Raw genomic sequence first — 26,919 nt, forward strand, 5'->3', positions numbered from 1 at the left:
GAACGACCTCTCGGCGATCGGGGTGGCCGGCTCGCGGCCCGCAACCGCCACCAGCAGCGATGTGCCAAGATCGGCCGGTGCAGATCAGGATGATGGGGCCGTTCGAGGTCCACCTGGACGACGGCGTCGTCGCCGATGTGCCGGGCACGCGGCTGCGCGCGCTGTTGATCGCCCTCGCGCTCAACCCCGGCCGTATGGTCCCGAAGGCGACGCTCGTCGACTGGATCTGGGGCGAACACCCGCCCTCCGACGCGGCGAACGCTTTGCAGCGCTTGGTCTCCCGGTTGCGGAAGGCACTGCCGGACGGGTCGATCGAGGGGCACACGGGCGGCTACCGGTTGCTGGTGGAGCCCGATGTCGTCGACGCCGTGCGGTTCGAACGTCTCGTAGCCAGGGCGCGCGACGAAGAGGTCTCCGGGCGGGTCCGGCTGCTGCGCGAGGCACTCGCACTGTGGCGCGGCGCGGCCATGCAGGATGTCGAGCTGGAGGACGGCGGGGCGTTCCAAGCAGCGGTCACCCGGCTCGAGCGGCTGCGTCTGACAGCCATGGAGGACCGGTTCGACGCGGAGATCGGCCTCGGCCACGGTGGCGACCTGGTCCCGGAGCTGACCGACCTGGTGGCCGCGCACCCCGTACGAGAACGGCTGGTCGCCGCGCTGATGCGTGCGCTCGCCGCGACCGGACGCGACGCCGAGGCGCTGCTCGTGTACCAGCGCACGAGGGAGGCGCTGGCCGACGCGCTCGGCGTCGATCCCTCGCCGGAGCTGTCCGCGCTGCACGTCGCCCTGCTGCGGGGCGAGCTTGCCCCGCGGGAGACCACCCGCCGGACCAACGTGCGGACCGCGCTGACCAGCTTCGTCGGCCGGGAGGCGGACCTCGCGGCGGTGCGCGACCTCGTCGCGGCCCACCGGCTGACCACGCTGGTGGGGCCGGGCGGCGCGGGCAAGACCCGGCTTGCCACCGAGGCCGCGAGCCTGCTCGCCGGCGACCTGCCCGACGGTGCGTGGCTGGTCGAGCTGGCCCCCGTGACGGCGGGCGGCGACGTGGCGCAGGCCGCGCTCACGGGGCTCGAGCTCCGGGACGCCCTGCTCGGCGAGGCGCCGAACCTGGACGCGACCGACCGCGTCGTCGCCGCCGTCCGCGACCGCGAGGCGCTGCTGATCCTGGACAACTGCGAGCACGTCGTCGAGTCCGTCGCGCTGTTCGCCGAGCGGGTGCTCGGGGAGTGCCGGCGGCTGCGGATCCTGACCACGAGCCGGGAGGCGATCGGCATCCCCGGCGAGGCGCTCTGGCAGGTCCTGCCGCTGGCAGTGCCGGGCGCGACGGCGGACCACGACGAGATCGGGTCCGCGCCCGCCGTCCGGCTGCTGCGCGACCGGGCGGGCGCGGTCCGCACCGACCTCGCCGACGACGCCCGCACGCGGGCGACCATGGCGCGCGTCTGCCGGGCGCTGGACGGGATGCCCCTGGCCATCGAGCTCGCCGCGGCCCGGCTGCGCACCATGTCCGTGGACCAGCTCGCCGGCCGGCTCGACGACCGGTTCCGCCTGCTGACCGGCGGCAGCCGCACCGCCCTGCCCCGCCACCGCACGCTGCGCGCGATGGTCGACTGGAGCTGGGAGCTGCTGACGGACGCCGAGCGCGCCGTCCTGCGCCGGCTGTCGGTGTTCCGGGGCGGGGCGAGCCTGGAGGCCGCCGAGCGCGTGTGCTCCGGCCAGGCGTCCGACGTCGGGCAGGACGACGTGCTCGACCTGCTCACCGCCCTGACCGAGAAGTCGCTGCTCGTCGCGGACGGCACCGCCGACGCCCCGCGCTACCGGATGCTCGGCACGATCAAGGAGTACGCCACCGGGCGCCTTGCGGAGGCCGGGGAGACGGACCTGGCCCGGCAGGCCCACCTGGCCCACTTCACCGAGCTGGCCGAGACGGCCGAGCCGCACCTGCGCCGTGCCGAGCAGCTGACCTGGCTCGCGACGCTGGCCGTCGAGCACGACAACCTCACAGCCGCGATGCGTGGCGCCCTGGCCGCAGGCGAGGCAGCAGAGGCGATGCGGCTCGCGGCGGGCTCCGGCTGGTACTGGTGGCTGAGCGGCCACAAGGCCGAGGGCATGGACCTGATCCTCGCCGCCACCCGGCTCCCCGGCGAGGTGTCCGACGACGTCCAGGCCTGGGTGTACGCGCTGCTCTCGATGTTCCTGAGCACCGGGATGGGCGACGAGCACACGGCCGCCGAGTGGATCCACAAGGCGTACCGGTTCGGCCTGAGCAGCGAGCACCCGCACGCCGCGCTGCCGCTCGTAGTCCCGCTGGAGCGCCTCCTGGTGGCACCCGATGAGGGCGTGGCCGCCTGGGAGGCCGTGCTGGACGAGGAGGACCCCTGGGTCCACGCACTGGCCCGTCTGCAGCTCGGCAAGCTGAAGCTGATCCTCGGCCGGGACGAGCACGAGGGGGAGGCGGACCTCACCCTGGCGCTCGCCGAGTTCCGGGCGCTCGGCGAGCGGTTCGGGATCTCGTTCGCCCTGTCCGAGCTGGCCGACCAGCTCGCCGCACGCGGCGAGCTCGCCGCCGCGTGCGCGCACTACGAGCAGGCGGTCGAGGTCGTCACCGAGATCGGCGCCGTCGACGACGTCATCCAGGTGTGGTCCCGGCTGGCCCACCTGCACTGGTTCCTGGGCGACGCCGACGCGAGCGCGGCCGCGATGGCCGAGGCCGAGCGCCACGCGCGGCGGGCCACGTGGCCGGGCACGCTGGGCTCGCTCGCGCTCGCCCGGGCGGAGCTCGCGCGCTGGCGCAGCGACGCCGCCGGGGCTCGCGAGCACCTGGCCGCCGCGACGGCCCTGTGGGGCGACGACGCGGACGGGGCACACATGCGGGCGGTCGTGCACGACCAGCTCGGGTACCTCTCCCCCGACCTCGACGAGGCGCGCACGCACCACGCCGCGGCCTGCCGGGCCGCGGCCGAGACGGGGCACGCACCGATGATCGCGATCGCGCTGGTCGGCGTCGCGGACCTGGCACGGCGGCTCGGGGAGCACGAGCAGGCCGCGCGCCTGCTCGGGGCCAGCTCCGGGGTGCACGAACGACGCGACTACCGCGCCGCGCCGGACATAGCGCGGGTCGAGCAGGCGGCGCGGAGCCGCCTCGGTGACGCGGGGTTCACCGAGGCGGCTCGGGCAGGGCGGGAGGCGGGCTGGGAGCCGGTCGCCGCGGTCACGCTCGCTTCGTGAACGTCGCCCCCGCCCACAGGTAGCCCACCAGGGCGATGGCGACGCACCAGCCGACGGCGACCAGGGCGGTACCGAGCGACGGCGTGCCGGCAAGCAGGCCCCGGACCGTCTCGATGATCGGCGTGAACGGCTGGTACTCGGCGAACTGCGCCAGGCCGGGGCCCATCGTGTCCGCCGGCACGATCGCGCTGCTGAAGAACGGCAGCATGACCAGCGGCACCGACGCCAGGCCGGCGGTCTCGGGCGACTTCGCCGCCAGCCCGAGCGCGACGGTCAGCCAGCCGGTCGCGAACCCGAGCAGCACGACCATCCCGGCCACGCCGAGCCAGTCCAGGGGGCTCGCCGCCGGACTGAACCCGAGCAGGAACGCCACCCCGATCAGGGCCGCGACGGCGACGACGTTGGTGAGCAGGCTGGCCACGACGTGGCCCGTCAGCACGGCGCTGCGCGAGACGTCCATGACCTTGAACCGGTTGATGATCCCCTTGGTCATGTCGGAGTTCACCGCGGTGGCCGTGGACCCCAGGCCGTAGCAGACGGCCAGCAGGACAAGACCGGGGGTCGCGTAGTCGATGTAGTCGACGCCCACGTCGAAGGCGTCGCCGAACATGTAGACGAACATCAGCAGGATGATGATCGGCATCAGCACCGCGTTGAAGACGGCGGTCGGGTTGCGTGCGATGTGCCGGAAGTTGCGGCGCAGCATCACCAGGGCGTGGGGCGTCGCGCTCATCGGGCGACCTCCGTCTCAGTCTGGCGGCCCGTCAGGGCCAGGAACACGTCGTCGAGGTCGGGGGTGTGCACGGACAGCTCCTCCGCGGCGAGGGCGTACTCGTCGAGCCGGTCCAGCAGGAGGCGCAGCGACCTGGTGCCGCCGTCGCCGGGCACCCGCAGGCTCAGGCCGTCGTCGTCGCGCGTGGCGTCGGCCAGGACCCGCGCCGCGGCGTCGAGCTGGTCCGCGGTGGCGAAGCGGAGCCGCACGTGAGTGCCGGGGATCTGGCGCTTGAGCTCGTCGGCCGTGCCCTGGGCGACGATGCGGCCCTGGTCCAGGACGGCGATCCGGTCGGCGAGCTGGTCGGCTTCCTCGAGGTACTGGGTGGTGAGGAAGACGGTCACGCCGTCGGCCACCAGGTCGCGGATGATCGTCCACATCGTGCGGCGGCTGCGCGGGTCCAGGCCCGTCGTCGGCTCGTCCAGGAAGATGATCTGCGGGCTGCCGACGAGCGTCATCGCCAGGTCGAGCTTCCGGCGCATGCCGCCGGAGTAGGTCGACGCGGGCTTCCCGGCCGACTCCACGAGCTCGAACCGTTCGAGCAGGTCGTCGACGATCCGCTTGCCGTCCGTGGCGGGCACCGGGCTCAGGTCCACCATCAGCTGCAGGTTCTCCCGCCCCGTCAGCAGCTCGTCCACCGCCGCGAACTGACCGGTGACGCCGATCGCGGCGCGCACCGCCTTGGCGTCGGTCGCGACGTCGTGCCCGGCGACGCGTGCCGTGCCGCCGTCGGCCTTGATCAGGGTGGTCAGCACGTTGACCGTCGTCGTCTTGCCCGCCCCGTTCGGACCGAGCAGGGAGAAGATCGTGCCCGCGGGGACGTCCAGGTCGATGCCGTCGAGCACGACCTTGTCCTTGTATGCCTTTCGCAGTCCGGAGACTGTCAGCGCTGAATTTGTCATGTGCCCACCGTGGCCGCCCGGCCTGTCACGCTCCTGACGCGGCCCTGACGCGGCTGGGACCCCGCCCTGCACGGCCACCGGTGCGGTGCCGCGCCACGTCAGGAGCTCGCGCGGCTGCGGTCGGGAGGGGTCCCAGGACGATCTGGCTACTTTCGGGCGGGACGGCTATACGGCCTGCTCCTCACATCCACCCCGAAAGGATCACAGTGGACATGAAGCGAAAGCGCATGGTCCGCCTCGGTGCGGGCGTCGCCGCGGCGGCGCTCCTCTGGACCGGCTTCGCCGCCAGCGCTGAGGCGGCGACCGGCGACGGCGACGTCCGACCCCAGATCATCGGCGGCCAGCCTGCCGTGGAGGGGCAGTACCCCTGGCTCGTGGGGCTCGGCTCCGCCGGCGACGGCACCCCGTGGGAGCGGCAGTTCTGTGGCGGCTCGGTCATCACCGAGACCGTCGTCATCACCGCCGCGCACTGCGTCGCGGACGTCTCCGATCCCGAGGACCTCGTGGTCTTCTCCGGCTCGGTGGACCTGGAGTCCGACGAGCTCGTCGAGACCGCGGTGGCGGACGTGCACGTCTCCGAGGACTTCAACGACCCGATCGAGTCCGCCAACGACTGGGCGCTGCTGCTGCTCGACGAGCCGGTCGACGTCGAACCGATCACGCTCGACCAGGACCCCGCCGAGTTCGAGGTCCTCGAGACCGCCGGCTGGGGCAATACCGGCGCCAGCTACCCGACCGTCGCGGAGTGGGTGGAGGTGCCCTTCGTCGACGACGAGGCCTGCGCCGACGCCTACCCGGGCGAGACCGACAGCGAGACCATGCTGTGTGCGGGCGACCTCGCGAACGGCGGGGTCGACTCGTGCGACGGCGACTCGGGCGGCCCGCTCATGGCGCCCGACGAGGACGGCGGCCAGATCCTGGTCGGCATCGTCAGCTGGGGTCATGGCTGCGCTGAGGCAGGCAACCCGGGCGTGTACGCGGAGGTGGCCGACTTCAACGACCCGATCGAGCAGGCCATCGAGGACTGGGAGGACGGCGAGTAGCGGGGACCGCGAACAGCGGAGACAGAAGTGGGGCGCCGTCCTTTGCGGACGGCGCCCCATCTTCATCGGGCTGTTGCTACATGAGGCCCATCGAGACGGCGATGAGGCCGCCGGTGGTCGCGAGCAGTGCCGATCCGGGGTGCATCCAGATCGATGCCCGGATGTCGTGCTTCCACCAGACGAACCACACTCCCGGGAGCAGGAAGACGATCTTCGACAGGACCGTCCAGGGCGCCCAGAAGTGGTACACCGAGAACAGGACCGTGTTGAACAGCGGCGCCCACTTGCCCAGCTGAGGCAGGCGGGGCAGCAGGAACCCGCGGAAGTAGTACTCCTCGATCAGCGGCAGGGTGAAGCCGGTGAACGGCAGGCAGATCAGCAGGGTGATGATCAGCGACTGCTGCGAGTAACCGTCGAGGTAGGTGGTGGCCGACGGGCCGGCGCCCTCGTACTGGATCCAGGTGAAGGCCGCGTCGTAGACGAGGGTGTCCAGCGGGACGAGCGAGAACGACACGACCGTCATGTACACCATGAGGCCGATGCCGATCGCGGTGATCTTCCCGCGCGAGAACGGCTTGTCCAGGTAGTGCAGCACACCGCGCAGCGAGTAGCGGCCGGTGCGCTTGCGGCCCAGCCACAGGAGGCCGAACTGGATCGGGAAGAGCACCACCGCGAGGGCGATCGCCCATGCGGCGAAGATCGGGGCGTCGATCGCCCGGATGAAGGGCGCCGCGATCAGCGCGTAGACGGCGACGATCAGGGCGCCCGGTACGAGGTGCAGCGCGATGGACAGGGGGAGTGAGTGCTTGTCGGCGAGCAGTCGCTCGACGATTCCGTTCGGACGGGTGGCTTCTGTGGCCGTAGGCCGCTGTGTGTTTTCCATGTGGAAGAGATTGGCCCGGTCCGCGAACACGGCCCTGACACGGCGCTGACACCATGTCGGGACCTATTGCTTCAGCGCGGCCCCGTGGATCAGACGCCGGAGCTCGGCGGCGTCGACGTTGGCGCCGAACGCGTCGTTGCCCGGTTCCAGGCGGACGCCCTCGGCGAGCGGCCCGATGAGCACCGGGTCGAACCCGAGGCCGTCGACGATCGCCGCGACATCCGCGACGTCCGCCTCGGCGTCCCCGGCGACCGCTATCGCCTTCCGCTCCGGCCCGGCAGGTCGGGCCTCGTCGTCGAGATCGTGATAGCCCATGTGGTTGAGGGCCTTGACGACGCGCGCTCCGTCGAGGAACTCCTGCACGAGCTCGCTGGACGAAGCGCCTGGCTCGAGGAGCCGCTCGCGGGGACCGTCGACCTCCCACCAGTGGTTCATGGTGTCGATCACGAGCTTGCCGCGCAGCTCTTCGGTGGGGATGGTGCGGTACTTGCCGAGCGGCAGGGCGAGGATCACGGCGTCCGCGTCGCGGGCGGCATCAGCGGGCCGGACGGCGGTGGCGCCAGGCGTCAGGACGTCGACCGTGAGCGCGATCTTCGCCGGGTCCCCCGACCCCGCGATGAGTACCCGGTAACCGGCGGCCAGGGCGAGCCGGGCCAGGACGGTGCCGACCTTGCCGGCCCCGAGGATGCCGATGGTGCTTGCGGTCGGGCGCTCGCTCACCGGGCCACCTCCAGCGTGCTGGGGTTCTCCGCGAGCAGCTCGCGCACCATCGGGATGACCTTGGTGCCGTACAGCTCGACGGCGCGCAGGCGTGCGCTGGCGGAGACGGCGCCGGCGGCTGAGTAGATCAGGTCGAAGCGTCCGACGTCGAGCGCGCGGATGGCGTGGGCCATCCTCCGCGCGACGGTCTCGGGCGAGCCGACGTACAGCGAGCCCTGCTCGACGTCGGCGTCGAACTCCTCACGGCGCAGGGGCGGCCACCCGCGCAGGGCACCGATGCGGTCACGCGTCTCCTTGTAGCCGGGGTAGAAGAGGCGCTTGGCCTCCTCGTCGGTCTCCGCGATGAAGCCGGGAGAGTGCATCCCGACCGGGTAGGCGGTGGTCTCGAACTGCTCGGTGGCGCGCCGGTACAGGTCGACGTACGGGGCGAACCGGTCGGGAGCCCCGCCGATGATGGCCAGCATGAGCCGGAACCCGTACTGCGCGGTGCGGATCACCGACTGCGGCGAACCGCCGACGCCGACCCAGGTGGTCAGCCGCCCGGAATCGGTCTTCGGGAACACGTCGGCGTCCTTGAGCGCCGCGCGCGTGGTGCCTTCCCAGGTGACCGGCCCCTCGTCCAGGAGCTTGTGGAACAGGTCGATCTTCTCCTCGAAGAGGATCTCGTAGTCGGTCAGGTCGTACCCGAACAGCGGGAACGACTCGGTGAACGACCCCCGGCCGAGGATCACCTCGGCACGCCCGTTCGACAGGGCGTCGACCGTGGCGAAGCGCTGGAAGACGCGCACCGGGTCGTCGGAGCTGAGGACGGTCACACCGGACGCGAGGTGGATGCGCTCGGTCCTGGTCGCGATGCCCGCCAGCACTGTCTCGGGCGTGGAGATCGCGAACTCGGGGCGGTGGTGCTCGCCCAGGGCGATGACGTCCACACCGGTCTGGTCGGCGAGTACCGCCTCGTCGACGACCGCGCGGATCGCCTGGCCGTGGGAGACGACCTTGCCCTCGTCGTCGCGAGGCAGGTCACCGAAGCTGTCGATGCCGAACTGGATGGCCGTGCTGTCGGTCATGGGTTGCTCCTTGTGGGATCCGGATTGACATGTCAATCCTCCCAACAATTAGAGTTGACGTGTCAATCCCGGGAGGCGCCATGGCCCAGAAGCAACCCCGCGTGAAGCTCACGCGGGAGGAGCTGCGCATCTGGCGGAACTACATCGAGACCGCCGACGCGCTGCGCACCCGGCTGGCGGGGCGGCTCCAGAGCGAGTCGTCCTTGTCCGCCGGTGACTATCAGGTGCTGCTCGCGCTCAGCGAGGCGAACCAGAGGACGTTGCGCTCCTCGGAGCTGGCCGAGCTGATCGGTTGGCAGCGCAGCCGCCTGTCGCACCACCTGGGCCGGATGGAGAAGCGCGGGCTCGTTCGCCGGGTCCCGTGCGCCGACGACGTCCACGGCGTCGAGGTCTTGCTGACCGACTCCGGTGCGGAGAAGTTCCGGCACGGCTCCGTGCCACACCTGCGCGCCGTGCACGAGCTCTTCGTGGACGCGCTCTCTCCGGAGCAGCTGGCGCAGGTCGATGAGATCACTGCCGCGCTGCGCCGCCATCTCGACCTCGGCCCGGAGTCGTAGACCACCTGCCCGGTGCGGTCGCGGGGCTCCGCACGCGCGGCGTGATCAGTGCATCTGCCGGCCACCGCTCATCGAGGAGGGCCGCGGCCCTCCTCGATGAGCTTCATGCCGGCCGACGGCGTCTTGGCGCCTGCGGTCGGCCGGTCCTACTTCAGGTGCCGGGCGAAGAACCTGGCCGCGTCCTCCCCCGCGAACCGGGGGACGCCGGTGTGCCCGCCCAGGTTGGCCTGCAGCGTCTTCTCCTTGGAGCCGAAGGCGTCGAACAGGTCCAGCGCCATCTGCCGGTCGTTGTTCTCGTCGTCCCACTGCAGCAGGACGTGCAGCGGAATCGTCACCTGACGAGCCTCGTCGAACATGACGCGGGGCACGAAGCTCCCGGCGAAGAGACCGGCGGCGACGATGCGCGGCTCAACCGCCGCCAGCCGGACGCCGATGGCGATCACCCCGCCCGAGAACCCGACCGGGCCGCCGATCTCGGGCAGTGCAAGGAGTGCGTCCAGGGTGGTCCGCCACTCCGGGACCGCCTTCTCGACCAGCGGGAGGACCAGCCGGTCGACGATCTCGTCGACCGGCTCTCCGGCCGTCACCGCCCGGCGCAGGTCGGCGCGGGCCTGCTCGGCGTCGGCAAAACGGGGCCGGTCGCCGCTCCCGGGGAGCTCGATGGTGGCCGCGGCGAAACCCTCCGCCACGGAGTGCCGGGCGCGGGCCACCAGCCGGGGGTACATCATGTCCAGTCCGCCGGGGTGGCCCATCAGGATCAGCGGGACCGGTGCGGACGCGGACTCGGGCGTCCACAGGGTGCCGGGGATCTCGCCGAGGGTGAACTCGCGCTCGAGGACGCCGTCGTCGAGGCGCTGCTCAGAAGTGAAGTGCATGGTCGTGCCTTTCGGGAGTGCTGGACGGCGCTCCCCGGACGACCTATCGCCCGACCATGACCCCGGAGGGGAGCACCCATGTCGATACTGCGTTCACGGGTACCACCTCCTCGTTCTCTTGCACGGCCTCGGAGAGGCTAGCAGTGTCGCCATCGTCTGCGCAGCACCCGTTGACGTGCATCAACACCGATCACTAGCCTCCGGGGTGGTTGGTGACGCGCTTGCGTGGCGCAGGCCGACCCCTTGGCCCCGAACAAAGGAGTTCAGCCATGCGCACCCCGATCACCCGCCGCACCCTGCTCGTCTCCGGCGCCACAGCAGGCGCCTCGGCCTTGCTCGGCGCACCGGCCGCGAGCGTTGCCGCCGGTCGCGAACCCCACGACGCGCTGGTGAAGCCGATCGCCGAGGTTCTCGACGGCGGCGAGCAGGTGACCTCGCTCGCCATCTCCTCCCCCACGCTGAACCACGCGGTGCGGTCGTCGCTGACCCCCTCGACGTTCGCCGTGCACGTCACCGCCACCAACCCGCTCACCGGCGAGGTTGCCTACGACCAGGGTCGTGTGGTCACCGCGGCAGAGTGGACCCGCCGCAGCGAGATCACGCTGGAGCTCGAGCACGGATGGGGGGTCAACGGCGGCGGCACCCTGCAGTACATGGGCGGGTACGGCCGCAACGTCCTGCTGGACCTCGACTACACGATCACTCAGGTCGAGCCCTTGCGTAGCGCGCGTGAGGGCGGCCCGATCGTTCTCGACTCCTTCCGGCAGGGCAGGCTGTCCGATCCGGAGGTCGACGCGTTTGAGTACCACGCTACGGCGTCGGGCCTGAACTACCGGCTGTACTCCCCTGCGCGCCGGACCGGTCGACGCGGTGCGGCGCTCGTCGTCTGGCTGCACGGCGGCGGTGAGGGCGGCCTGCTGACCGACGGGTACGACTACTACGACAACGAGGCGCCGCTGCGGGCCAACCGGGGCGCGCTTGGCTTCGCCACGCCGGAGGCACAGGACATCTTCGGTGGCGCCTACGTGCTCGCGCCGCAGGCGACCTCCGCCTGGATGCAGGACGGCGACGGCTTCGCGCCGCTCATCCTGGAGGCGATCGAGGAGGTCGCCAGGGCGCACCGGATCGACGCGAGCCGGGTCCACGTCGTCGGCTGCTCCAACGGCGGATACATGTCGCTGAAGATGGTCGCCGAGCACCCCGAGACGTTCGCGAGCTCCGTACCGATCTGTTGTGGCATCGGTCCCCGCGACGGCTCCGGCACTTACTTCATCTCGGACGACGAGCTCGCGGCGATGACCACGCCGACGTGGCTCGTGGCCTCCGCCGACGACAACACCCTGGACCCCGAGGACAACACCGTCTACGCCCACGAGCGGATCGACGGCTCGATCATGAGCCTGTACGACAACGTCACCTGGGACGGGAACGTCTTCCCCGGGCACTGGTCGTGGATCTACGTCGCCCGCAACGACCCGCACCACGACGGTGCGAGCATCTGGGAGTGGATGGCGGTCACCAAGCGCTGAGCCTCAACGACCCGATGAAGGGTCGAAGCCGGGCGCTCGGTAATGGCTCACGGGAGATCGGCGTACAGTCGAGGCAGGAGCTGACCCTGGTTCCCCAATGATGGGAATCCAAATTTCCGACGCCGTTCGCCCTTCCCTTGCTGTTTCCACCGAGTCGTCGAACAGCTCCTCGCCGAGCGACGATCTGCTCACCCTCGGGCTGCTCGCAGGATCCTCGATGGAGAACGAGCGGCGACTGCCGATACATCCCCATCACCTGGACCGGATCGACCCGGACCTGCGTGCCCGGATGACCGTCGAGCGTGGCTACGGCGCTGACTTTCAGCTGGAACCTGGCTACGTCGAGTCGCGCGTGGGTAGGGTCGCGGAGCGCTCCGAGGTGCTCGATTCCGCTGATGTGCTGCTTCTGCCCAAGCCGCAAGCCGCGGACGTCGCAGCGATTCCCGAGGGTCGCGTCCTGTGGGGGTGGCCGCACTGCGTGCAGGACGCCGGAATGACGCAGACCGCGATCGACAGCCGGCTCACGCTGATCGCCTTCGAGGCGATGAACCACTGGACCCGCCGGGGTGATTTCAGCCTGCACGTGTTCCACAAGAACAACGAGCTCGCCGGCTACTGCTCCGTGCTGCACGCACTGAGCCTGGTCGGCTCGACGGGTGACTACGGGCCACGACTCAGCGCGGTCGTCATCGGCTTCGGCGCGACGGCGCGGGGTGCCGTGACCGCGCTCAAGGCGCACGGAATCCACGACATCCAGGTCCTCACGCAGCGCGGTGTCACGGCGGTCGGTTCGCCGATCCACACCGCACACATCTCCCAGCTCCACACCGACGACGGCCCGACCCACCTCAGCAAGGTCCTCACCCAGGCCGGCGACGTCCTGCTCCCCGAGTTCCTGGCGTCGCACGACATCGTCGTCAACTGCACGCTCCAGGACGTCGCCGCACCGTTGACCTACCTGAGGACCGAGGACCTGGAGCCTTTCTCCTCGGGAAGCCTGATCATCGACGTCTCGTGTGACCTGGGGATGGGCTTCGAATGGGCGCGGCCCACCACGTTCGACGAGCCGATGTTCACGGTCGGCCGAGGCGTGGACTACTACGCCGTCGACCACAGCCCGTCGTACCTGTGGAACTCGGCAACCTGGGAGATCAGCGAGGCGCTCCTGCCGTTCCTGCGCACGGTCATGGAAGGACCGACCGCGTGGGCGAAGGATCACACCATCTCCCGCGCGATCGAGATTCACGACGGCGTGATCCAGAACCAGAGCATCCTGAGCTTTCAGGATCGTGATCCGGTCTATCCGCACACCCGGGCTGCCTAGGGCCCGTTTCGGAACTGGTCGGTTCAGCGCTGGTTCTGTGTACTGCCGGAGACCCCTGGAGCGCCTTGCTCAACCGGGCGTGTCTTGATCCGGCACGGGCAGTGGCAGCCCGAGGGCCACTGCCAGCCACTTCAGGTTGATCGACGCGAGGTCGATGAACACGCGACGGAGCCAATCTGGCTGCTCACTCACACAGGCGCGCTGCAGCGACGGCCCTGCAAGCCTCGCAATGAGGGGTGCGGGTTCGGTGCACACCTGCCACGGCGGCGGACCACCCTCCAGGTGAAGCGTGGGGAGCAGCTGCACGAGGTCGTGCAACTCGTGGCCGGCGCCGGCGTGCGACCAGTCCACGAGGCGACCTTCGCGTTCGCCGGCGTTGCCGAGGATGCACACGTTGTCGCTGCGGACGTCGCCGTGCACCAGGTATGCACCGAGCTCGAGAGCAGTGTCCGCCTCCGCATCGACAGCGGTTAGGGCCTCGGCATTCGCCTCGAGCCAGCCGCGGATGACGACACCGACATCGACAAGCCGGTCGGCCAGCTCGATAACACGCGGCCACTGTGGTCCCGGCCAGCTGGTAGTCCGCGGCAGCTCGGCAGGGAGCGGCGCTCGGCGCAAACGGTCGAGCGTGCCGCGGAGAACGTCGAAGTCGCCGGGTCGCCAGACCGTCGACGTGCCGCCGCCCGGATTCTCGGCGCCGGCCGCAGGCCAGTAGGCGGCGGACAGGTCCTCCGTCACCAGCAACGGCTGTCCGGTGCCGTCGTCCTGCCAGCCGAGAACCTCGGGGGAGAGGCTGATGCCGCGCAGGTGATCGAGGATCCGGTGCTCGTTACGCAGCCAGCCCGCAGTCTCTTCGGTCGTCGCCCCTTTGACAAACGCGGCGCTGCCATCGCTGAACGTGACGACGAGTCGGTCCGCAGCCGACAGCCCGAACTCAGGTGCACGCCAGGCCGCCGCAGTCTTGCCGAGCAGCGATCCGACCGTCCCGGCGATCACAGGCGTTTGGGCATCTGCCACGCCCTAGGTATAGCAGGCATCTTCGATGCGCCGGCACCCAGCACCGGTCGCGCCGAGGGCGCCGCCCGCGACCCTGTCGAGGAACTCACCGAAGCCGAGGGCAAGCTCAATGTCGGCGGATAGGTCCACGACCCGAACGACCCGATCGGCCGGCCGCTGTTCAGCGTCCTGGCCGATCGCCGAGTTCGAGTCAGATCCCGACCCCACCACCATCGCCACCGACGTCCTGAACTGGATCTCACAGCGCTGACCACTTCCGAAACACGCCCTAGTACGACAACCGGGGCGCCGGTCGCCACAGCGCGGATGCAGCCCATCGCCGGCGTCGAGGCAGGGTCATGACGCTGGCAACGGCGCGTAGGACTGGGAAAGTTCGACGGCCAAGTCGTAAAGGCGCGCCCTGGCTTCGGCGGGGCCATGCACGGCGATGCTGCTCCCGAATGGCAGAAGCACTCGCACGTCCTCCAGATGCCGGAACCGGATCGTGGCGGCGTAGCCGGTGGCGAATTGTGCTGGTCCGCCCTGGACGATGAGTCGCTGACCGAGGACCCTTTGCGCTCGCTCGAGCTGCTCCTGATCGATGGTGGCGCTGACTTCGACGGCATGGTCGCGGTCCCACTGCTCGACGAGCGCGGCAGCAACCCTGGCCAGGGTCTGGTCCGCGCGCGTCTGCCGTGGGTGGTCGACCTCACTCCACGCCGTGATTCGCTCGAGTCGGTACATCCGGGGTGCGCGGGCGCAGTCTGCGACGAGATACCAGACGCCGGCCTTGGCCAGCAGACCGTAGGGGTCCACTACCAGGTCGTGAGTGCGTGCCTTGCTTGCGCTGTAGTAGCCGATCCGTAGCCGGCGGCCTCGTCGTAATGGGCCGATCAGTGAGGCGGGAGATGGGCCATCAGCCGGCGACCGGAGCCAGGGACGGCTGTCCACGTGCACGACGTCGGTGAGGGGTAGATGTTCGGCCGTTCGACGTGCTGGTGTGCCGGTGATCTTGGAGAGCGCACGTCGGCTGTCTACCGACATGTTCAACTCCTCGCGTTGCTTCTCATCCAGTCCTGTGATCGAGAGGTGATCGCGTTCGCTGGGCGTGAGCCGCGTGACGTCAAACCCGGACCCGGGCAGCATGGTCACCCCTCCGTGACGGCCCCGCTGGGCGGCCACCGGCAGCCCGGCCTCACGGAGCCAGTTCAGGTCACGCGTGACGGTTCGCAGGGACACGCCGAGCGCAGAAGCAAGATCGTGCGTGGTCGTTGCATCCCTGGATTCGAGGAGCAGCATCAGGGAGAAGAAACGGTCCGGGGTCACGGTTCCAAGATCTCAGAAATTACGCCGTAACGCGGCGCATATTCCCTCCATGATGGTGGACGCACTCAACCGCCCGATCGGAAGAGAACCACATGACTGCGTCCGTCGTGTCCATCGTCTACGTGAACGACGCTCCCGCAGCGGCCCGCTTCTACAGCGACCTGCTCGACTCAAGTCCGTCCTTCGAGACTCCCGGATACATAACCTTCGACCTTGGCCCCGGCGCGGACCTCGCCTTGTGGTCGGGCCAGTTCGAGGGGCTTTCGCCCGACGTCCCGCGCACCAGCGAGATCTGCATGGTCAACGATGAAGGGCCCGACGCGCTCGACGCGCTCTTCACACTGTGGCAGTCCAAGGGCATCACGATCCTGCAAGAGCCTCAGGACTTGGGGTTCGGCCGCACCTTCGTGGCAGCTGATCCCGACGGGAACCGCATCCGTGTAGCGCCGCGGGACTAACGGTCTCTACACGGCGGGCGCGGCATCATCGGTGTCGCGCCCGCCGCTATCGGTGCCGACCTTCGAGGCTAGGTCGCGGGTTGCCGTTCGAAGGCGAGCTTGACTGCGAAGCCGGCCAACACGGTCCCTGACACCCAGCGTTGCACCCGCAGCAACCGCGAACGTCCTCGCAGCAGGCCCGCAAGCCGTGCCGCGCCCAGGACGACAAGCCCGTTCACCATGACCCCGATGACGATCTGTACGCCGCCGAGCACCAGGAACTGGGACCACACCGGACGGGAAGGATCGATGAACTGTGGGAGCAAGGCGGCGTACAGCAGGGCGATCTTGGGGTTGAGGAGGTTGGTCACCAGACCCATTCCGAACAACCGCGCGGGGCGAACCGGTGCCACCTCTGCCGGATCGAACACGGATCGACCACCGGGTCGCAGCATCTCCCACGCGAGATAACCGAGATAGATCGCTCCGGCGACCTTGACCACCACGAAGAGTGCGGGCACTGCGATGAACAGCGCTGCGAAGCCCAGCGCGGCGGCCACGAGATAGACCAGAAACCCCACGGCCGTTCCCGCCAGAGCGGTCAGGCCGGCGCGGGTCCCCTGTCCGATCGAGCGCGACGCCAGATGAACCATGTTCGGGCCGGGCGTCAGCGCCATCCCCAGCTCGACCAGGGCCACGCCCAGCACTGCTGTCCAGCTCACCAGCACACGAACTTCCTTTCTCGGACCACCTGTGGGGAGCGACGACTCTCGTATCGACGCCGCAGCGATCAGTCGAGCCAGACGAATATTCCCATGCCGGCTGAACACTGGTCCCGCCTCAAGACACCAGGCCGTCGGGCTTCGCTCCGCCCTTGACACGGTATCGGTCGACGACCATTCTACTTTTGCATGCGTAGCGGCAGAAGTCGCAACGGTCGTCGCTATAAATCGACAGAGTCGTCAATCGGAGCACCCATGCACATCTCGCTACATTCGCCTCGTGCGCGCCGCCTGACCACGGCGTTGGCAGGCAGCGCACTCCTCGCGGGCACGTTCGCCGGATCCCCGGCCGTCGCCGCTCCTTCCACCCCCGCAGCCCCCACCCCGACCACCACAGCGGCCGCAGCATGTGGAGAGGAGGACGGGCTGCCCGACTCCAAGATCTCCATCCAGCTGTTCACCCACGTCGGTGAGCTCGGGTTCGGGACACCGGCCCCCGAGACGATCGACCGCGTGCTCGGTGAGGTGGCCAACGCCGGCTTCACCAACATCGAGCCGTTCAGCCAGCCCTACTCGATGCCGGTCGACGAGTACAAGGCAATCCTCGACAGGCACGGCCTCGAGGTGTCCTCGAGCCACGGCAGCACGGACTGGGACACCTGGCCCGACACGGTCGACTACGCCGTCGCACTGGGCCAGGACTACATCGGGACCGGCGGGATGGCGGGCAACTACGGCACCTATGAGGAAGCGCTCGCGACCGCGGCATACGTCAACCAGCTCGGCCAGTACGCGCACGAGAACGGCGCGAACAAGATCGTGCTGCACAACCACCAGAGCGAGTTCACCACGCGGTACCCCCACCCGGAGACCGGGGAGATGGTCAGCGCCTGGCAGGTCATCGAGGCGAACACCGACCCGCGCTACGTCACGTTCCAGCTCGACGTCGGCTGGGCCGCGGACGCCGGCATCGACGTCCCGGCGTGGATCGAGGAGTACGGGGACCGCATCGAGCTCCTCCACGTCAAGGACGCCGTGAACGTCAACGCCGAGGGCGACCCGAGGCAGGTCGCCCTCGGCAACGGTGACATCGACCTTCCGGCGATCATCGCCGCAGCCGAGCCGTACGTGGAGTACTACACCTACGAGTGGGACTACGCGCCTTCGTTCGAGTCCTCTGCGGAGTCCTACCAGTACCTGCGCTGCTACTTGTCCGACGACGGGGGCAACGACGAGTGCACCGACGAGGACGGCGAGTCGCTGGCCCTGGGTCGACCCGTGACGACGTCCAGCATCGACGATCCGTCTCGCACCGGCGACATGGCGGTGGACGGCAACGCCGGCACCCGGTGGGGCAGCCAGTGGAGCGAGCCGGAATGGATCGCGGTGGACCTCGGCGCGAGCTACGACCTCAGCCGAATCGTGATCGACTGGGAGACCGCGTACGCGTCGGGGTACGAGATCCAGACCTCGCCGGACGGCGAGACCTGGACCACGGTGCACACCGTCACCGACGGTGATGGCCTCTTCGACAACATCGACCTCTCAGGCACGGGCCAGCACGTGCGTCTCTACGCGACCGAGCGCGCGACGCAGTGGGGCTTCTCCCTCTATGAGCTCGAGGTCTACGGCACGCCGGGCGGGCAGCCGACGCCGGAGCCCGTGACTCGCAGCGCCGCGTACTGGACGTCGGAGTACCGGCAGGTCAGCAACCCGGACTACACGACCGACGAGCTCCTGTGCTTCCTGTCGCACACGCGCGCGCAGAGCGATGTGTTCGACGAGGTGGTCGACCTGACCACGATGGACGACGCCTTGCAGGTGCTGTGGGCGCGCAACCACGACGAGCCGGTCGACGTCTTCGACCGGCAGCTGCTCAGCCTGTGGCTCAACGTCGCGGCGGGCTCGGTCGCCCTGGAGGACCCGCTCGTCGGGGGCGGCACGGTCGGCGACCTGCTGCTCGCCATCGAGGCCGCGCGCCTCGACGCGGGCGCGACGTGGGTCGACCTCAAGGAGTACAAGAAGGCGCTCGAGGCGGTGAACACCCAGCACTGATCAGGAAGGTCCGCAGCTGGGGGCCGGGGCGCGCTCGTCGAGGCGCACCTCGGCCCTCAGCAGCGTCCAGGCCCGTGCGGCGTGGCGCACCGCTGTCCCGAGGGCTCAGAAGCGTTACCGCAGTTCAACCGGTGCGATCGGTAGCCTGCGCAGATGGCAGACCTGGGACCCGTCGCTTGGCCACCCGACCCGATCAGGACAGAGCGACTCCTGCTCCGTGAACCCGAGGTCCAAGACCGCGCGGTGGCCATCGAGCTGAACGCCTCACCAGAGGTGGGTGCCTACATCGGTGGCGCTCAACCGCGTGACGAGCTCGAGCGCACGCTTCCTGCGGTGCCGAGGGGGCGCCCCGGCCAGTTCGTGGTCGATCTCGACGGAGCGATGATCGGGTTGGTCCAGCTCGACCGCCGCGACGCGGAGTATGAGGTTCGTCCGGCTGTCGGAAAGGTCGAGCTCGGGTACCTGTTCCTGCCGGAGGCATGGGGCTACGGGTACGCCGCCGAAGCGTGCGCAGCGGCACTCGACTGGTTCGCCGGTGCGCTTCCGGGCGAGCCGGTGGTACTCGCCACCCAGACCGCCAACGACCGCTCGATGCGCCTCGCTGTGAGGCTGGGGTTCACCGAGGTGGAGCGGCTGGAAGCATACGGCGCCGAGCAGTGGTTCGGCGTGCGGTCCCCGGTCACGCCGTCCGATTGAGCTCGTACTCGACGCCACGGCATCAAGGCCCTGACGAGTCAACCTGTCGAGAACGATTGGAACCTCTGCCCGCAGTCACGATTCGGGACTCTTTACTGGTGACGCCTCGTGTTCGGATGTAACGAATGCCCTGCTTGTGTCCGCGGTGCCGGTCAGGACTGGTGTGCGTCACGGGGTTCGAGATTGCGCAGACCGGGTCCGCAGAGGGCGACGACGATGAGGAAGCCGGTTCCTGCGATGATCCAGACGGCGTCGAGGCTGAGCCAGGTGCCGAGGAAGCCGCCGGCCGTGAGGCCGGCTGGCATGGTGAGCGCGTTGATCAGGTGACGGAGTACGGCCGTGCGCCCGAGGAGGTGGTCGGGGACCAGGGCCTGTTGTGCGGACTGGACTGCGGCGCCGCTCGCGATGAGCGGCAGGCCCTGAACGAAGAACAGTGCCATGACGAGCAAGATCGAGTCCGTGAGCGCGACCGGGATGAGCAGGGCGCCGTAGATCAGGTAGGTCGAGACGACGAGCCTGGTCATGCTCGTGCGGTGGGCCAGGCGGGGGACGACGAGCCCGCCCAGGACCGTGCCTGCCGCGGTGACGGCCATGAGGAGACCGAACTGGACGTCGGTGGCGCCGAGCTCCTGCTTGGCGAAGAGGACGAGGATGCCCTCGGGCATCCAGCCGAACAGTCCTGCCCCGGCGGACAGGAGAAGAGTGGTGCGGATCGTGCGGTGACGGGCCGCGAAGCGCACCCCGGCCGTCAGGTCGCCCACGTAGGCGCTCAGCCGTGTCTTGGCGGTCGCCGGTGGGTCGGTATCGGGGGCGGGAGTGTTCGGGCGGGTGCCGTGCCCGATGGCGAACGATCCGATCGCGGCTGCCGAGGCGGCGAACGACACAGCGTTGATCGCGAACGGCAGCGCGGGTGCTGCACTGAACGCGACACCCGCCAGGGCAGGGCCGATCCCTCCGGCGCCGATCTCCCGCCCGACGGCGAGGTGGCTGTTGGCCCGCAAGAGATGGCCGCGGGGCACGATCGTGGGGATCAGGGCGTAGAGGCCCGTGCTGAAGACGAGCTCGGCGACTCCCAGCAGGGCCGCGACGGTGAACAGCAGCCAGAGCCCGGCGACGTCGACCAGGACCGCTGCGGTGAGGGCCGCCACGACCAGAACGCAGGCCAGGTCGCTGTAGACCATGAGCCGGCCGCGGTGGGTGCGGTCGACGAGGTTGCCGACTGGCAGCGCGAGCACGAGGGCGGGCACGCCCGCGACGGTGGCCAGCGCGGCAATGACCCGAGGGTCATGCGTATAGGTGGTGGCCAGCAGCGGTAGCGCGACCAGGTGCAGTCCGGTGCCGACGCTTGACAGGGACTGCGCCGCGAGCACCCGCCAGAACCGAGAGTCGAGGCCCTGTCGGGAGATGCCTGTTCTGGGGTCTCCGGTCGCGGTCACGGACGGCGACCCTACGGCGCCACGACAGGCACGGTCACGTCATTTCGACGCGGCGCGGTGGCGCCGATCAGTCGCGGTATGCACCTTCCGGCCAGAACACGCTCACGGGGATCTGACGCTCTCGGGCCAGGGCGACGATGTCGCCCGTCCCTCCTTACCCGCGGGCCGGCTGCCCGTCCCAGACGGCGATCAGTTCGTCGGCGTGGTCCAGGAACCAGCGGGCGGCGGCCATGTGGGACTCGCTGGTGGACTCGGGAAAGTCGAGAGTGACGACCTCAACCGCCTGCGTAACCAGATCGTCGAGCACGCTCCGGTGCGCAACAGGCAGCGCCTCGCGGTAGTCCGCGGCCGGAATGATCGCGACCAGCCGTCCGCCGAGATCGAGGACCGCACGTGCGAACAGGGTGTCTGCCCCGTCAGCGAGCGAGCTGTACCCGACCAGTTCGGTCGCGTCGAAGCGTTCGAGTTCGGTGCGCAGCACGTCGTCGATGAGCCGTTCGACGTCGTCGGGCAGGCCGCGGTGTCCGGTGAAGGCGAGACGGTCATGCCTCGGGAGCATAGGTGCCGCCGGACGGCCGGTACAGGTCGGCCAGCGATGTACACCGCAGCCCTGGGGAACCCGGCCTCTCTCGCAAACGCGATCCACCGAGCCCTCACCGCCGACACCCACAGCACCGAGCAAATGAGCGAGGCAGGTCGAAGACTGGCGGCCGAACGCAAGTACCCGCGCACAGTCACCGCGCTCGTTGACCGGCTCCTTGACTGGCCGGGACCCGGGCGATGCTCAGACGTTGAAGCGTGTCATGTGGTCCTGACCTCCTAGTTCACCGGTTGGCTTGGCGCCTTGGGGGAACTGAGGGGGAATCGGGCCGGCGTGTCGCTCCCCGCTTAGGGAACGTTTCGGGACCTCGACGAGTCTGTCGCGATTTCAAGAACAGGGCTGCATGCCCGTGCACGCCACAGGCTACCCGTCGAATACCACGGCGTCCGGGTCAGTCGTCCGGGGCGACGACAGGTGCATGAATTAGGACTACTGCAAGGTTCGGGGGACAAGCGGCCGCCCGGGTCGGCCATCAGCCCGGCGTCGACAAGCCGACGCATCTGCCGCTGCGCGGTCCGCGCCTGATAGTAGTGCCCGAAGGCGGCACGATTGCAGCGGCTACTCACCGCCCAAGCTGGCGCCCTTTCGCCGGGGCGACCCAAGCCACTCCTCGATGAGAAGAACGAGGAACGAGACCCCCAGGCTGATAAGCAAGCCAGCCACAAATGACCTTTGAGTCTCCTGGCCCTCAGCGAACGGGTCGTTGAGAAGGGCCTGCCCTCCCGGAAAAGAGCCGTCGACGATCCACGTCACCCGATCGTCCGAAACCACGTCCGGTGAAGAATACTCGACCGCGCGGGCCCCGACATCAAGGCCTGTGTCGAAGGCTGTCGATGTGACGATGACCCGCTCAAGTGGGACGCACGTGGACATAAGGACAACATCAGCAGTCTTGACTGGAGGTTCGAGCGTGCATCCTTGCGCTAGGGGAACCGAGGCCCCCCATTCCCAATCGGAGAATCCGATTGCCCCGTAGCGCACGAATTCCTTGCCTGAGACAGTTGCTTTCGCAGGGGTGGCAATCGGCAATTGGATAGTCACCGCTACCTCGCCGGTGTCGGGATCAGGATCGGGTACGAGCCCACTCACAACGGTGACATCACGGCGGTCGTACCCATCAAGGTCGACGATCGAAGACGTAATCGTGTTCGAGCCCCCATGAAATCCGAGCTCGCGGCCAAACTCGAACTCCATTTCCTGACTAAGGTCGCCTCCGGGACACGCAACTCCACCGCCTGCCGAAGGCTGGCCAGCGGCAAGATGGCAGTAGAGCGAGAGAGGGAGGCCCTGCACAACGCCGTAATCGCCAGAAGCGACCACGTACCAGCGGTGGTCGGCGATCGGCGCCTCGAACTTGACGTCGAGCTGCAGCATGCTGACGTCCGGTACGCCTGTCTCCCACTGCTGTGCCTCCACAGTTGCGCGGAGCCCGACATACCTGCTGCCGCCGTCTGTCTCGACGTGGTCGTGCATGATCAACACTCCACCAGCGACCTGTGGAGCATTCGGCACGGCCGCATAGCCCGGCCAGACGACGAAACCAGCGACGACTGAGACAAGGAACAGCACGAGCCAGATGGCGGACCTGCTGAATCGGCGCCTGGATCGCCCACGATCACTCTTCGCTTCGGACGACCGATCCACCTCCGTGTCCGGATGCGGGGGTTGCACCGCTTCTGTTTGAGCCGCCGAACGGCCCTCAGTAAGGCGACGCAGCCCAGCACGGGCCGCAAGTGAGGCGGCCACCACCCCCGCGACCGCAGCGATGATTCGGAGGTTTCGGCGGAGTTTACTCACCCCGGGAGGCTACCCACGCCAGCCTATGCGAGCCCTTAGGCAATCGGGTGAACGTCGTAGACCGGGCTCTGCATCCTCACACAACCGCGAGGAGGGCTCACTCGCATGCACCCCGAGGCGACCTCCCGAGCCGTCCCTCGGAATCGTCGCCACCCCGCCACCCTTCCGTCGCTACGCTTACGGCCATGGTGCGCGACTGGTCGATCCCTGTGGACGTCGTCTCCCCGCCAAGCGTCGTCGACTGGGTGACCGCCATCGGCACGCTCGCCGCCGTCGGAGTCGCCGTATGGGTTGCGTGGCGAGAGCAGAAGCACGGCCGGGAGGACCGCGAGGAGAGACGCAGGGAGAATCGGCAGGCGCAAGCCTCCCTGGTCAACGCGTGGATTGGTACGTTCCTTCGAACCGGCGACCCTCGGGACGACATGATGGGGTCCTACGTGGTTCACAACGGATCGACAGCCCCCATCTACGAGTTCCGCGCCATCCTTCCGGCGGGCTTCGCGGGCATGAAGCCTTACCACACGAGCCCAATCATGCTGGTGCCGACCGAAAGGCCGCGTGACTTGGGGTTCGAAGCAGAACCAGTGGAATTCTCAAGTGACGCCCCGGTCGAAATAACGTTCCGGGACGCGGCGGGAATATGGTGGCGCCGCACCACAGATGGCCTCTTGCGAGAGCTCGCGGGCAGACCAGAAGAGGACGCTGACGAGGTGGAAGCAACCCCTACGGGGTCCGCCGATTCGTGATATCGAGCGGCTCAGAATCCACGTTGCGAGGTCCAGAACGACGGCGTTGATCTACGAGCACGTCATGCCTAGAACTTCGACGTTCGGTTGCCGCCACGGCACGCGCAACTTGGATACGCGCACCGTGTGCTCGCACACACGCTGCGACACGTCGACGCGAGTCTCAATGAGGACGTGGTCGCCGCTGATCCACCGACGATCGTGATACCCCGCTCTCGCGCCGCGACGCGAGTTATGCCAGCAGCTACACAGCCCCCTGGTAGTTTGCGGCCGGAAAGACAGGTGTAGCGCGCCTCCAATAGGCGGTGTAGTCGACAGCCGGCATGGGAACGGCCAGAGCTGTTCCTGGATCGTCGATCCCGAGAATGACTCGAGCTGTCGGCAGGACGTAGCCGGAGCGCAGCGCCGGAAGAACGAGATGTCGGTCGTGGAGAGGCTTGCGGTCGAGACGATGCATGAACCGCACTTCAACGTTTTGCACGCCATCGAGAACTGACGAGATGCTGCCCGGAAAGTTGGCGCGTTCACGGTCGTCGCTCACGAGGAGCCTAAGTCGGGCAGTCGTCGACGGCTGGAGGAGATCAAGGAACTCGCGAACCCGTGACGGCTCGGCGAGAAGATATCGATCAACCCAGAAAGCGTTCTCGGCTCCTACCAGGAGATCGGCGAACCGATGGACGGATTCGGCGAGCGAGCCGGGCCATCCGGGATTCTGAAGTCGAACCTCGTCCAGAAACTTCGACTCGCTGACGAGCGTGGCGGGTTCGAAGGCATCATCTGCGTCGAAGGCGCCGAGGCACATGAGAGCTTCTCTGCTGATCGAGTCGACCGGCAGGCCAGTGCCGGCACCGGCGAGCACTTCTACGGCGCCAGGCGGCAGTGACTCAACGATTCGACGGCGATCAAAGTTGAGGTGTTCCACCACGCCGACGCGGCCCTGCCGCGGTCCGGCGCTCATGAGGCGTCTTGCCAGCCATGTGGATTCGCCCGCAAGGTCTTGGAGTTCGGCGAGTTGGAAGCCGAGTTCGCTTGCGTCTGCCTCGGCGAGCGCAGGGAGCACGACGGTCTGCGCGCGGCTAATGAGAGGACTTCCTGCGAAATTGAGATCCAACATGTCGCTCGGCCTTGCGATAAGCAGGGCTCCTGTATCTCGCGCCGTCGCGCTGTCGACTAGGAGCCGGTAAAGCATCGAGTGCAGGGTGCCACTCTGCGACCGTCGTATAGCACGACCGTAGTCGTCGAAAATGAGCTGGGCATAGCCGTTCGTCTCGATGGCAGACGCGACGTCGGTATCGAGCTTCTCTCGAATGGCCTTCTGGCTGGCCTCGGTGATCGAGCGCCCCTCGACGAACACGGCCGACTCGCCGAGTTCGGCGGCCAGGGTTTCGGCTGCTGTGGTGAGGCCCCAGCGCGGGATGGCGCGTATGAGGACGATGTCGCCTGTGAGCACCCGCTCGATTAGTCCGTCGAGCCAGGCGCGCTCGCTCGGAAGCCAGTCAGACACCGGTGCGCACAGACCGCTCGACCGCTCGGATGCGCGGAGTCGTGGTGCGATCGACAACGATGCCGTACGGAGCGGCGTGCGCTAGGCGGCTGTTGTCTTCATCGTAGAGCAGACTGCCGAACTCGCGCTCCTCGGGATCTGGCGACCACAACTCGCGCAACAGGCCAGCCTCATCGGGGAACCACTCGCTGAACGAAGTAAGGATTTCGCCTGCCTGTTGGAAGGGGGTGCCGTCACCGCGCTCTTGCGCGGCCGCTTCCACAGCTTCCAATGTCATATGCCACGGGATTTCGTCCTTGCTCCGGCGCTGAGCGGCCAGGGAACATGCCTTGCGGGTCAGCAGGGCATGCCCGCCATACTCGTCGAACAGGAAGTCGATGACCTTGTGGTCACGCACACGAACACCCATCCTTCGGCCCAGGTCGCGAACCATTTCTTGCATCTCGTCGCGCGTGAGTGGGGCGAGATACATGAGGCGTACGAGCTTGTATAGCAGGTTGTCAGATCCCGATCCGAGAAGCGGACGTTCGAAAAGTGCGGGGTCAACACCGGCGCAGATCAACACCATCCCGGAAACCGATTCAACGCTCTGGACCATGCCTCTCAGTTGGGTAACAGCGACGAGCATTTTGTTCGCTTCCACGGCACCAAGGTGCGAGCGATCCGGGTGGATCTGGTCAATCTCGTCGATGAAGACCTCGAATCGACCGTCGGCGTGTCGAGAGAGCACTTCAAGATCGCGCAGCCAGTGGAGGCGTAAGGCGTCGATGTCGACTTTGAGCTCGCCGACGCGATTCAGTGATCGCAGTCGGGGCATGCCATCAGGAGGATTGAGGCTGGCGACGGACTGCCAAGCTCCTTCGAGGAGCCGCACGCGGAAATCATCGGCGCTGGCGAGCCCACTGATGTCCACCCAAACTACAGGCCGCTGGGCGGCCCGGCGCCGTCCAGCCACGTAGTTGAGCAGAGACGTCTTGCCAGTCTTGCGCAGTCCGAAAACACCGACCGACTGGCCACGTTCGATAGCTGAGATGATCTGTTGGAACTCTTGGGTGCGACCGAAGAAGCCAGCAGGATCGTGAACCGGCCTGGTCATGTCGTAGTGATCGACGGAAGTGAGCACGTCAGTCATCCGGTGCCGGATGTCCGGGGCTCCAGTTCCCAGGTCACCAAGGTGAAGGTCAATGCCCGCGAACTCGCCACGTCGGCGGCGAAGCAGACGGTCAACCTTCTTATCGAGACTGGCGATCATAAATAGGCCGTGGTCGACTCGGGCGGCACTGCCGATCCGACGCTGAATCAGTTCAAGCAACCGGGGCTCCACCTGCTGGTACTCCGCGTAAACCAACTGGATCTCTAGGTGGGCATCGAACATCTCGGCGACGTTCGTCGGGAGAGTGACGTTGAGCCACCATCTCCTTAGGTCTACCTCATCCTGTTCGCAGCGCCATACCCCGCATTCCGAGCGCTCAAGATACCTGAGCAGGTCTTCTCCGGAGTTGGTCCTATCGCGGAATCTGGCCTTGAACTCCTCCAAGTCGTGTTGCCGAACCGTGTGCGGCGTGGAATCGCCCCTGCCGTAGCGGACTTCATTCGACACGAGATCGCCTCAAATCCTTGGGTGAATCCGGAATGGCTGGTTTTTTGCATTCTCGGGCGCTCCACTAATACCCAAGTCAAGTCTTACAGCGCACCTCAGGCCAT

Annotated in this window: 23 protein-coding genes; 9 read left to right on the forward strand and 14 right to left on the reverse strand. The window is 68.1% G+C overall.

Annotation, left to right across the window (positions count from 1 at the left end; genetic code table 11):
* The first annotated feature begins 77 nt into the window (after positions 1 to 77).
* Complete coding sequence (locus C8K30_RS04725) at positions 78 to 3,227, forward strand: BTAD domain-containing putative transcriptional regulator (protein WP_108491666.1); 3,150 nt, start codon at positions 78 to 80, stop codon at positions 3,225 to 3,227.
* On the opposite strand, the gene C8K30_RS04730 is transcribed toward C8K30_RS04725, so the two are convergent.
* Together C8K30_RS04730 and C8K30_RS04735 are read right to left on the reverse strand one after the other, a co-directional pair.
* Positions 3,211 to 3,960 carry an ABC transporter permease gene (locus C8K30_RS04730; protein WP_108491667.1) on the reverse strand — a complete coding sequence of 250 codons (750 nt, stop codon included), beginning with the start codon at positions 3,958 to 3,960 and terminating at the stop codon, positions 3,211 to 3,213. The two genes, C8K30_RS04725 and C8K30_RS04730, sit on opposite strands and share 17 nt — an antisense overlap.
* Positions 3,957 to 4,901, reverse strand: coding sequence for an ATP-binding cassette domain-containing protein (locus C8K30_RS04735; protein WP_108491668.1), 945 nt, complete (start codon positions 4,899 to 4,901; stop codon positions 3,957 to 3,959). Before C8K30_RS04735 ends, C8K30_RS04730 begins: the two co-directional genes overlap by 4 nt.
* Positions 4,902 to 5,113: 212 nt before the next feature.
* Between C8K30_RS04735 and C8K30_RS04740 the strand changes: the two genes are divergently transcribed.
* On the forward strand, positions 5,114 to 5,944 hold the full coding sequence (locus C8K30_RS04740; protein WP_158280931.1) for a serine protease: 831 nt from the start codon (positions 5,114 to 5,116) through the stop codon (positions 5,942 to 5,944).
* 76 nt (positions 5,945 to 6,020) lie between these two features.
* Here C8K30_RS04740 and C8K30_RS04745 read toward each other — a convergent pair whose 3' ends face one another.
* The 3 genes from C8K30_RS04745 to C8K30_RS04755 form a co-directional block, all read right to left on the reverse strand.
* Positions 6,021 to 6,827: a CPBP family intramembrane glutamic endopeptidase gene (locus tag C8K30_RS04745; protein WP_108491926.1), complete on the reverse strand. Its 807-nt coding sequence runs from the start codon at positions 6,825 to 6,827 to the stop codon at positions 6,021 to 6,023.
* Between the two features lie 63 nt (positions 6,828 to 6,890).
* Positions 6,891 to 7,547 (reverse strand): NADPH-dependent F420 reductase, encoded by a 657-nt coding sequence (locus C8K30_RS04750; RefSeq protein ID WP_108491669.1) that lies wholly within the window; start codon positions 7,545 to 7,547, stop codon positions 6,891 to 6,893.
* Positions 7,544 to 8,614, reverse strand: a complete 1,071-nt coding sequence (locus C8K30_RS04755) for an LLM class flavin-dependent oxidoreductase (RefSeq protein WP_108491670.1) — start codon at positions 8,612 to 8,614, stop codon at positions 7,544 to 7,546. The genes C8K30_RS04750 and C8K30_RS04755 overlap by 4 nt, the downstream gene beginning before the upstream one ends.
* Positions 8,615 to 8,694: 80 nt before the next feature.
* Between C8K30_RS04755 and C8K30_RS04760 the strand changes: the two genes are divergently transcribed.
* Complete coding sequence (locus C8K30_RS04760; RefSeq protein ID WP_108491671.1) at positions 8,695 to 9,171, forward strand: MarR family winged helix-turn-helix transcriptional regulator; 477 nt, start codon at positions 8,695 to 8,697, stop codon at positions 9,169 to 9,171.
* 146 nt (positions 9,172 to 9,317) lie between these two features.
* On the opposite strand, the gene C8K30_RS04765 is transcribed toward C8K30_RS04760, so the two are convergent.
* Positions 9,318 to 10,046 carry a dienelactone hydrolase family protein gene (locus C8K30_RS04765; protein WP_108491672.1) on the reverse strand — a complete coding sequence of 243 codons (729 nt, stop codon included), beginning with the start codon at positions 10,044 to 10,046 and terminating at the stop codon, positions 9,318 to 9,320.
* A gap of 269 nt (positions 10,047 to 10,315) precedes the next feature.
* Between C8K30_RS04765 and C8K30_RS04770 the strand changes: the two genes are divergently transcribed.
* The gene (locus C8K30_RS04770; RefSeq protein ID WP_108491673.1) at positions 10,316 to 11,575 is read left to right on the forward strand and encodes a prolyl oligopeptidase family serine peptidase; all 1,260 of its coding nucleotides are present in this window, start codon (positions 10,316 to 10,318) and stop codon (positions 11,573 to 11,575) included.
* A 217-nt stretch (positions 11,576 to 11,792) separates the two neighbouring features.
* Positions 11,793 to 12,899 carry a N(5)-(carboxyethyl)ornithine synthase gene (locus tag C8K30_RS04775; RefSeq protein WP_233256969.1) on the forward strand — a complete coding sequence of 369 codons (1,107 nt, stop codon included), beginning with the start codon at positions 11,793 to 11,795 and terminating at the stop codon, positions 12,897 to 12,899.
* A gap of 69 nt (positions 12,900 to 12,968) precedes the next feature.
* On the opposite strand, the gene C8K30_RS04780 is transcribed toward C8K30_RS04775, so the two are convergent.
* Positions 12,969 to 13,916, reverse strand: coding sequence for an aminoglycoside phosphotransferase family protein (locus C8K30_RS04780; protein WP_108491675.1), 948 nt, complete (start codon positions 13,914 to 13,916; stop codon positions 12,969 to 12,971).
* Between the two features lie 336 nt (positions 13,917 to 14,252).
* Positions 14,253 to 15,221 (reverse strand): YafY family protein, encoded by a 969-nt coding sequence (locus C8K30_RS04790; protein ID WP_108491677.1) that lies wholly within the window; start codon positions 15,219 to 15,221, stop codon positions 14,253 to 14,255.
* A gap of 92 nt (positions 15,222 to 15,313) precedes the next feature.
* Between C8K30_RS04790 and C8K30_RS04795 the strand changes: the two genes are divergently transcribed.
* Positions 15,314 to 15,679 (forward strand): VOC family protein, encoded by a 366-nt coding sequence (locus C8K30_RS04795; protein ID WP_108491678.1) that lies wholly within the window; start codon positions 15,314 to 15,316, stop codon positions 15,677 to 15,679.
* Between the two features lie 68 nt (positions 15,680 to 15,747).
* Here C8K30_RS04795 and C8K30_RS04800 read toward each other — a convergent pair whose 3' ends face one another.
* On the reverse strand, positions 15,748 to 16,386 hold the full coding sequence (locus tag C8K30_RS04800) for a LysE family translocator (RefSeq protein ID WP_233256970.1): 639 nt from the start codon (positions 16,384 to 16,386) through the stop codon (positions 15,748 to 15,750).
* 249 nt (positions 16,387 to 16,635) lie between these two features.
* Here C8K30_RS04800 and C8K30_RS04805 point away from each other — a divergent pair, with 249 nt between their 5' ends.
* Positions 16,636 to 18,435 (forward strand): discoidin domain-containing protein, encoded by a 1,800-nt coding sequence (locus C8K30_RS04805; protein WP_158280932.1) that lies wholly within the window; start codon positions 16,636 to 16,638, stop codon positions 18,433 to 18,435.
* 153 nt (positions 18,436 to 18,588) lie between these two features.
* Complete coding sequence (locus C8K30_RS04810; protein WP_108491680.1) at positions 18,589 to 19,131, forward strand: GNAT family N-acetyltransferase; 543 nt, start codon at positions 18,589 to 18,591, stop codon at positions 19,129 to 19,131.
* A 152-nt stretch (positions 19,132 to 19,283) separates the two neighbouring features.
* Here C8K30_RS04810 and C8K30_RS04815 read toward each other — a convergent pair whose 3' ends face one another.
* The 3 genes from C8K30_RS04815 to C8K30_RS04825 form a co-directional block, all read right to left on the reverse strand.
* Entirely contained in the window at positions 19,284 to 20,567 is a 1,284-nt protein-coding gene (locus C8K30_RS04815; protein WP_108491681.1) for an MFS transporter, read from the reverse strand.
* 154 nt (positions 20,568 to 20,721) lie between these two features.
* A complete protein-coding gene (locus C8K30_RS04820; RefSeq protein WP_199230331.1) occupies positions 20,722 to 21,126 on the reverse strand; it encodes a hypothetical protein in 405 nt (134 codons plus the stop codon).
* Positions 21,127 to 21,726: 600 nt separating this feature from the next.
* Positions 21,727 to 22,737 carry a hypothetical protein gene (locus tag C8K30_RS04825; protein ID WP_233256971.1) on the reverse strand — a complete coding sequence of 337 codons (1,011 nt, stop codon included), beginning with the start codon at positions 22,735 to 22,737 and terminating at the stop codon, positions 21,727 to 21,729.
* 413 nt (positions 22,738 to 23,150) lie between these two features.
* Between C8K30_RS04825 and C8K30_RS04830 the strand changes: the two genes are divergently transcribed.
* Positions 23,151 to 23,711, forward strand: coding sequence for a hypothetical protein (locus C8K30_RS04830; protein WP_108491683.1), 561 nt, complete (start codon positions 23,151 to 23,153; stop codon positions 23,709 to 23,711).
* 244 nt (positions 23,712 to 23,955) lie between these two features.
* On the opposite strand, the gene C8K30_RS04835 is transcribed toward C8K30_RS04830, so the two are convergent.
* On the reverse strand, positions 23,956 to 25,215 hold the full coding sequence (locus C8K30_RS04835) for a hypothetical protein (RefSeq protein ID WP_108491684.1): 1,260 nt from the start codon (positions 25,213 to 25,215) through the stop codon (positions 23,956 to 23,958).
* Positions 25,208 to 26,815 (reverse strand): AAA family ATPase, encoded by a 1,608-nt coding sequence (locus C8K30_RS04840; protein ID WP_108491685.1) that lies wholly within the window; start codon positions 26,813 to 26,815, stop codon positions 25,208 to 25,210. The genes C8K30_RS04835 and C8K30_RS04840 overlap by 8 nt, the downstream gene beginning before the upstream one ends.
* Positions 26,816 to 26,919 lie beyond the last annotated feature (104 nt).

It is taken from the genome of Promicromonospora sp. AC04, assembly GCF_003058225.1.
Classification (GTDB): Bacteria; Actinomycetota; Actinomycetes; order Actinomycetales; family Cellulomonadaceae; genus Promicromonospora.

Bases quoted from the DNA above. Each gene is read 5' to 3' on its own strand.
- C8K30_RS04730 (WP_108491667.1), bottom strand. From the start codon at position 3,960: ATGAGCGCGACGCCCCACGCCCTGGTGATGCTGCGCCGCAACTTCCGG.
- C8K30_RS04735 (WP_108491668.1), bottom strand. From the start codon at position 4,901: ATGACAAATTCAGCGCTGACAGTCTCCGGACTGCGAAAGGCATACAAG.
- C8K30_RS04740 (WP_158280931.1), top strand. From the start codon at position 5,114: ATGAAGCGAAAGCGCATGGTCCGCCTCGGTGCGGGCGTCGCCGCGGCG.
- C8K30_RS04745 (WP_108491926.1), bottom strand. From the start codon at position 6,827: ATGGAAAACACACAGCGGCCTACGGCCACAGAAGCCACCCGTCCGAAC.
- C8K30_RS04755 (WP_108491670.1), bottom strand. From the start codon at position 8,614: ATGACCGACAGCACGGCCATCCAGTTCGGCATCGACAGCTTCGGTGAC.
- C8K30_RS04760 (WP_108491671.1), top strand. From the start codon at position 8,695: ATGGCCCAGAAGCAACCCCGCGTGAAGCTCACGCGGGAGGAGCTGCGC.
- C8K30_RS04765 (WP_108491672.1), bottom strand. From the start codon at position 10,046: ATGCACTTCACTTCTGAGCAGCGCCTCGACGACGGCGTCCTCGAGCGC.
- C8K30_RS04770 (WP_108491673.1), top strand. From the start codon at position 10,316: ATGCGCACCCCGATCACCCGCCGCACCCTGCTCGTCTCCGGCGCCACA.
- C8K30_RS04775 (WP_233256969.1), top strand. From the start codon at position 11,793: ATGGAGAACGAGCGGCGACTGCCGATACATCCCCATCACCTGGACCGG.
- C8K30_RS04795 (WP_108491678.1), top strand. From the start codon at position 15,314: ATGACTGCGTCCGTCGTGTCCATCGTCTACGTGAACGACGCTCCCGCA.
- C8K30_RS04805 (WP_158280932.1), top strand. From the start codon at position 16,636: ATGCACATCTCGCTACATTCGCCTCGTGCGCGCCGCCTGACCACGGCG.
- C8K30_RS04810 (WP_108491680.1), top strand. From the start codon at position 18,589: ATGGCAGACCTGGGACCCGTCGCTTGGCCACCCGACCCGATCAGGACA.
- C8K30_RS04820 (WP_199230331.1), bottom strand. From the start codon at position 21,126: ATGCTCCCGAGGCATGACCGTCTCGCCTTCACCGGACACCGCGGCCTG.
- C8K30_RS04830 (WP_108491683.1), top strand. From the start codon at position 23,151: ATGGTGCGCGACTGGTCGATCCCTGTGGACGTCGTCTCCCCGCCAAGC.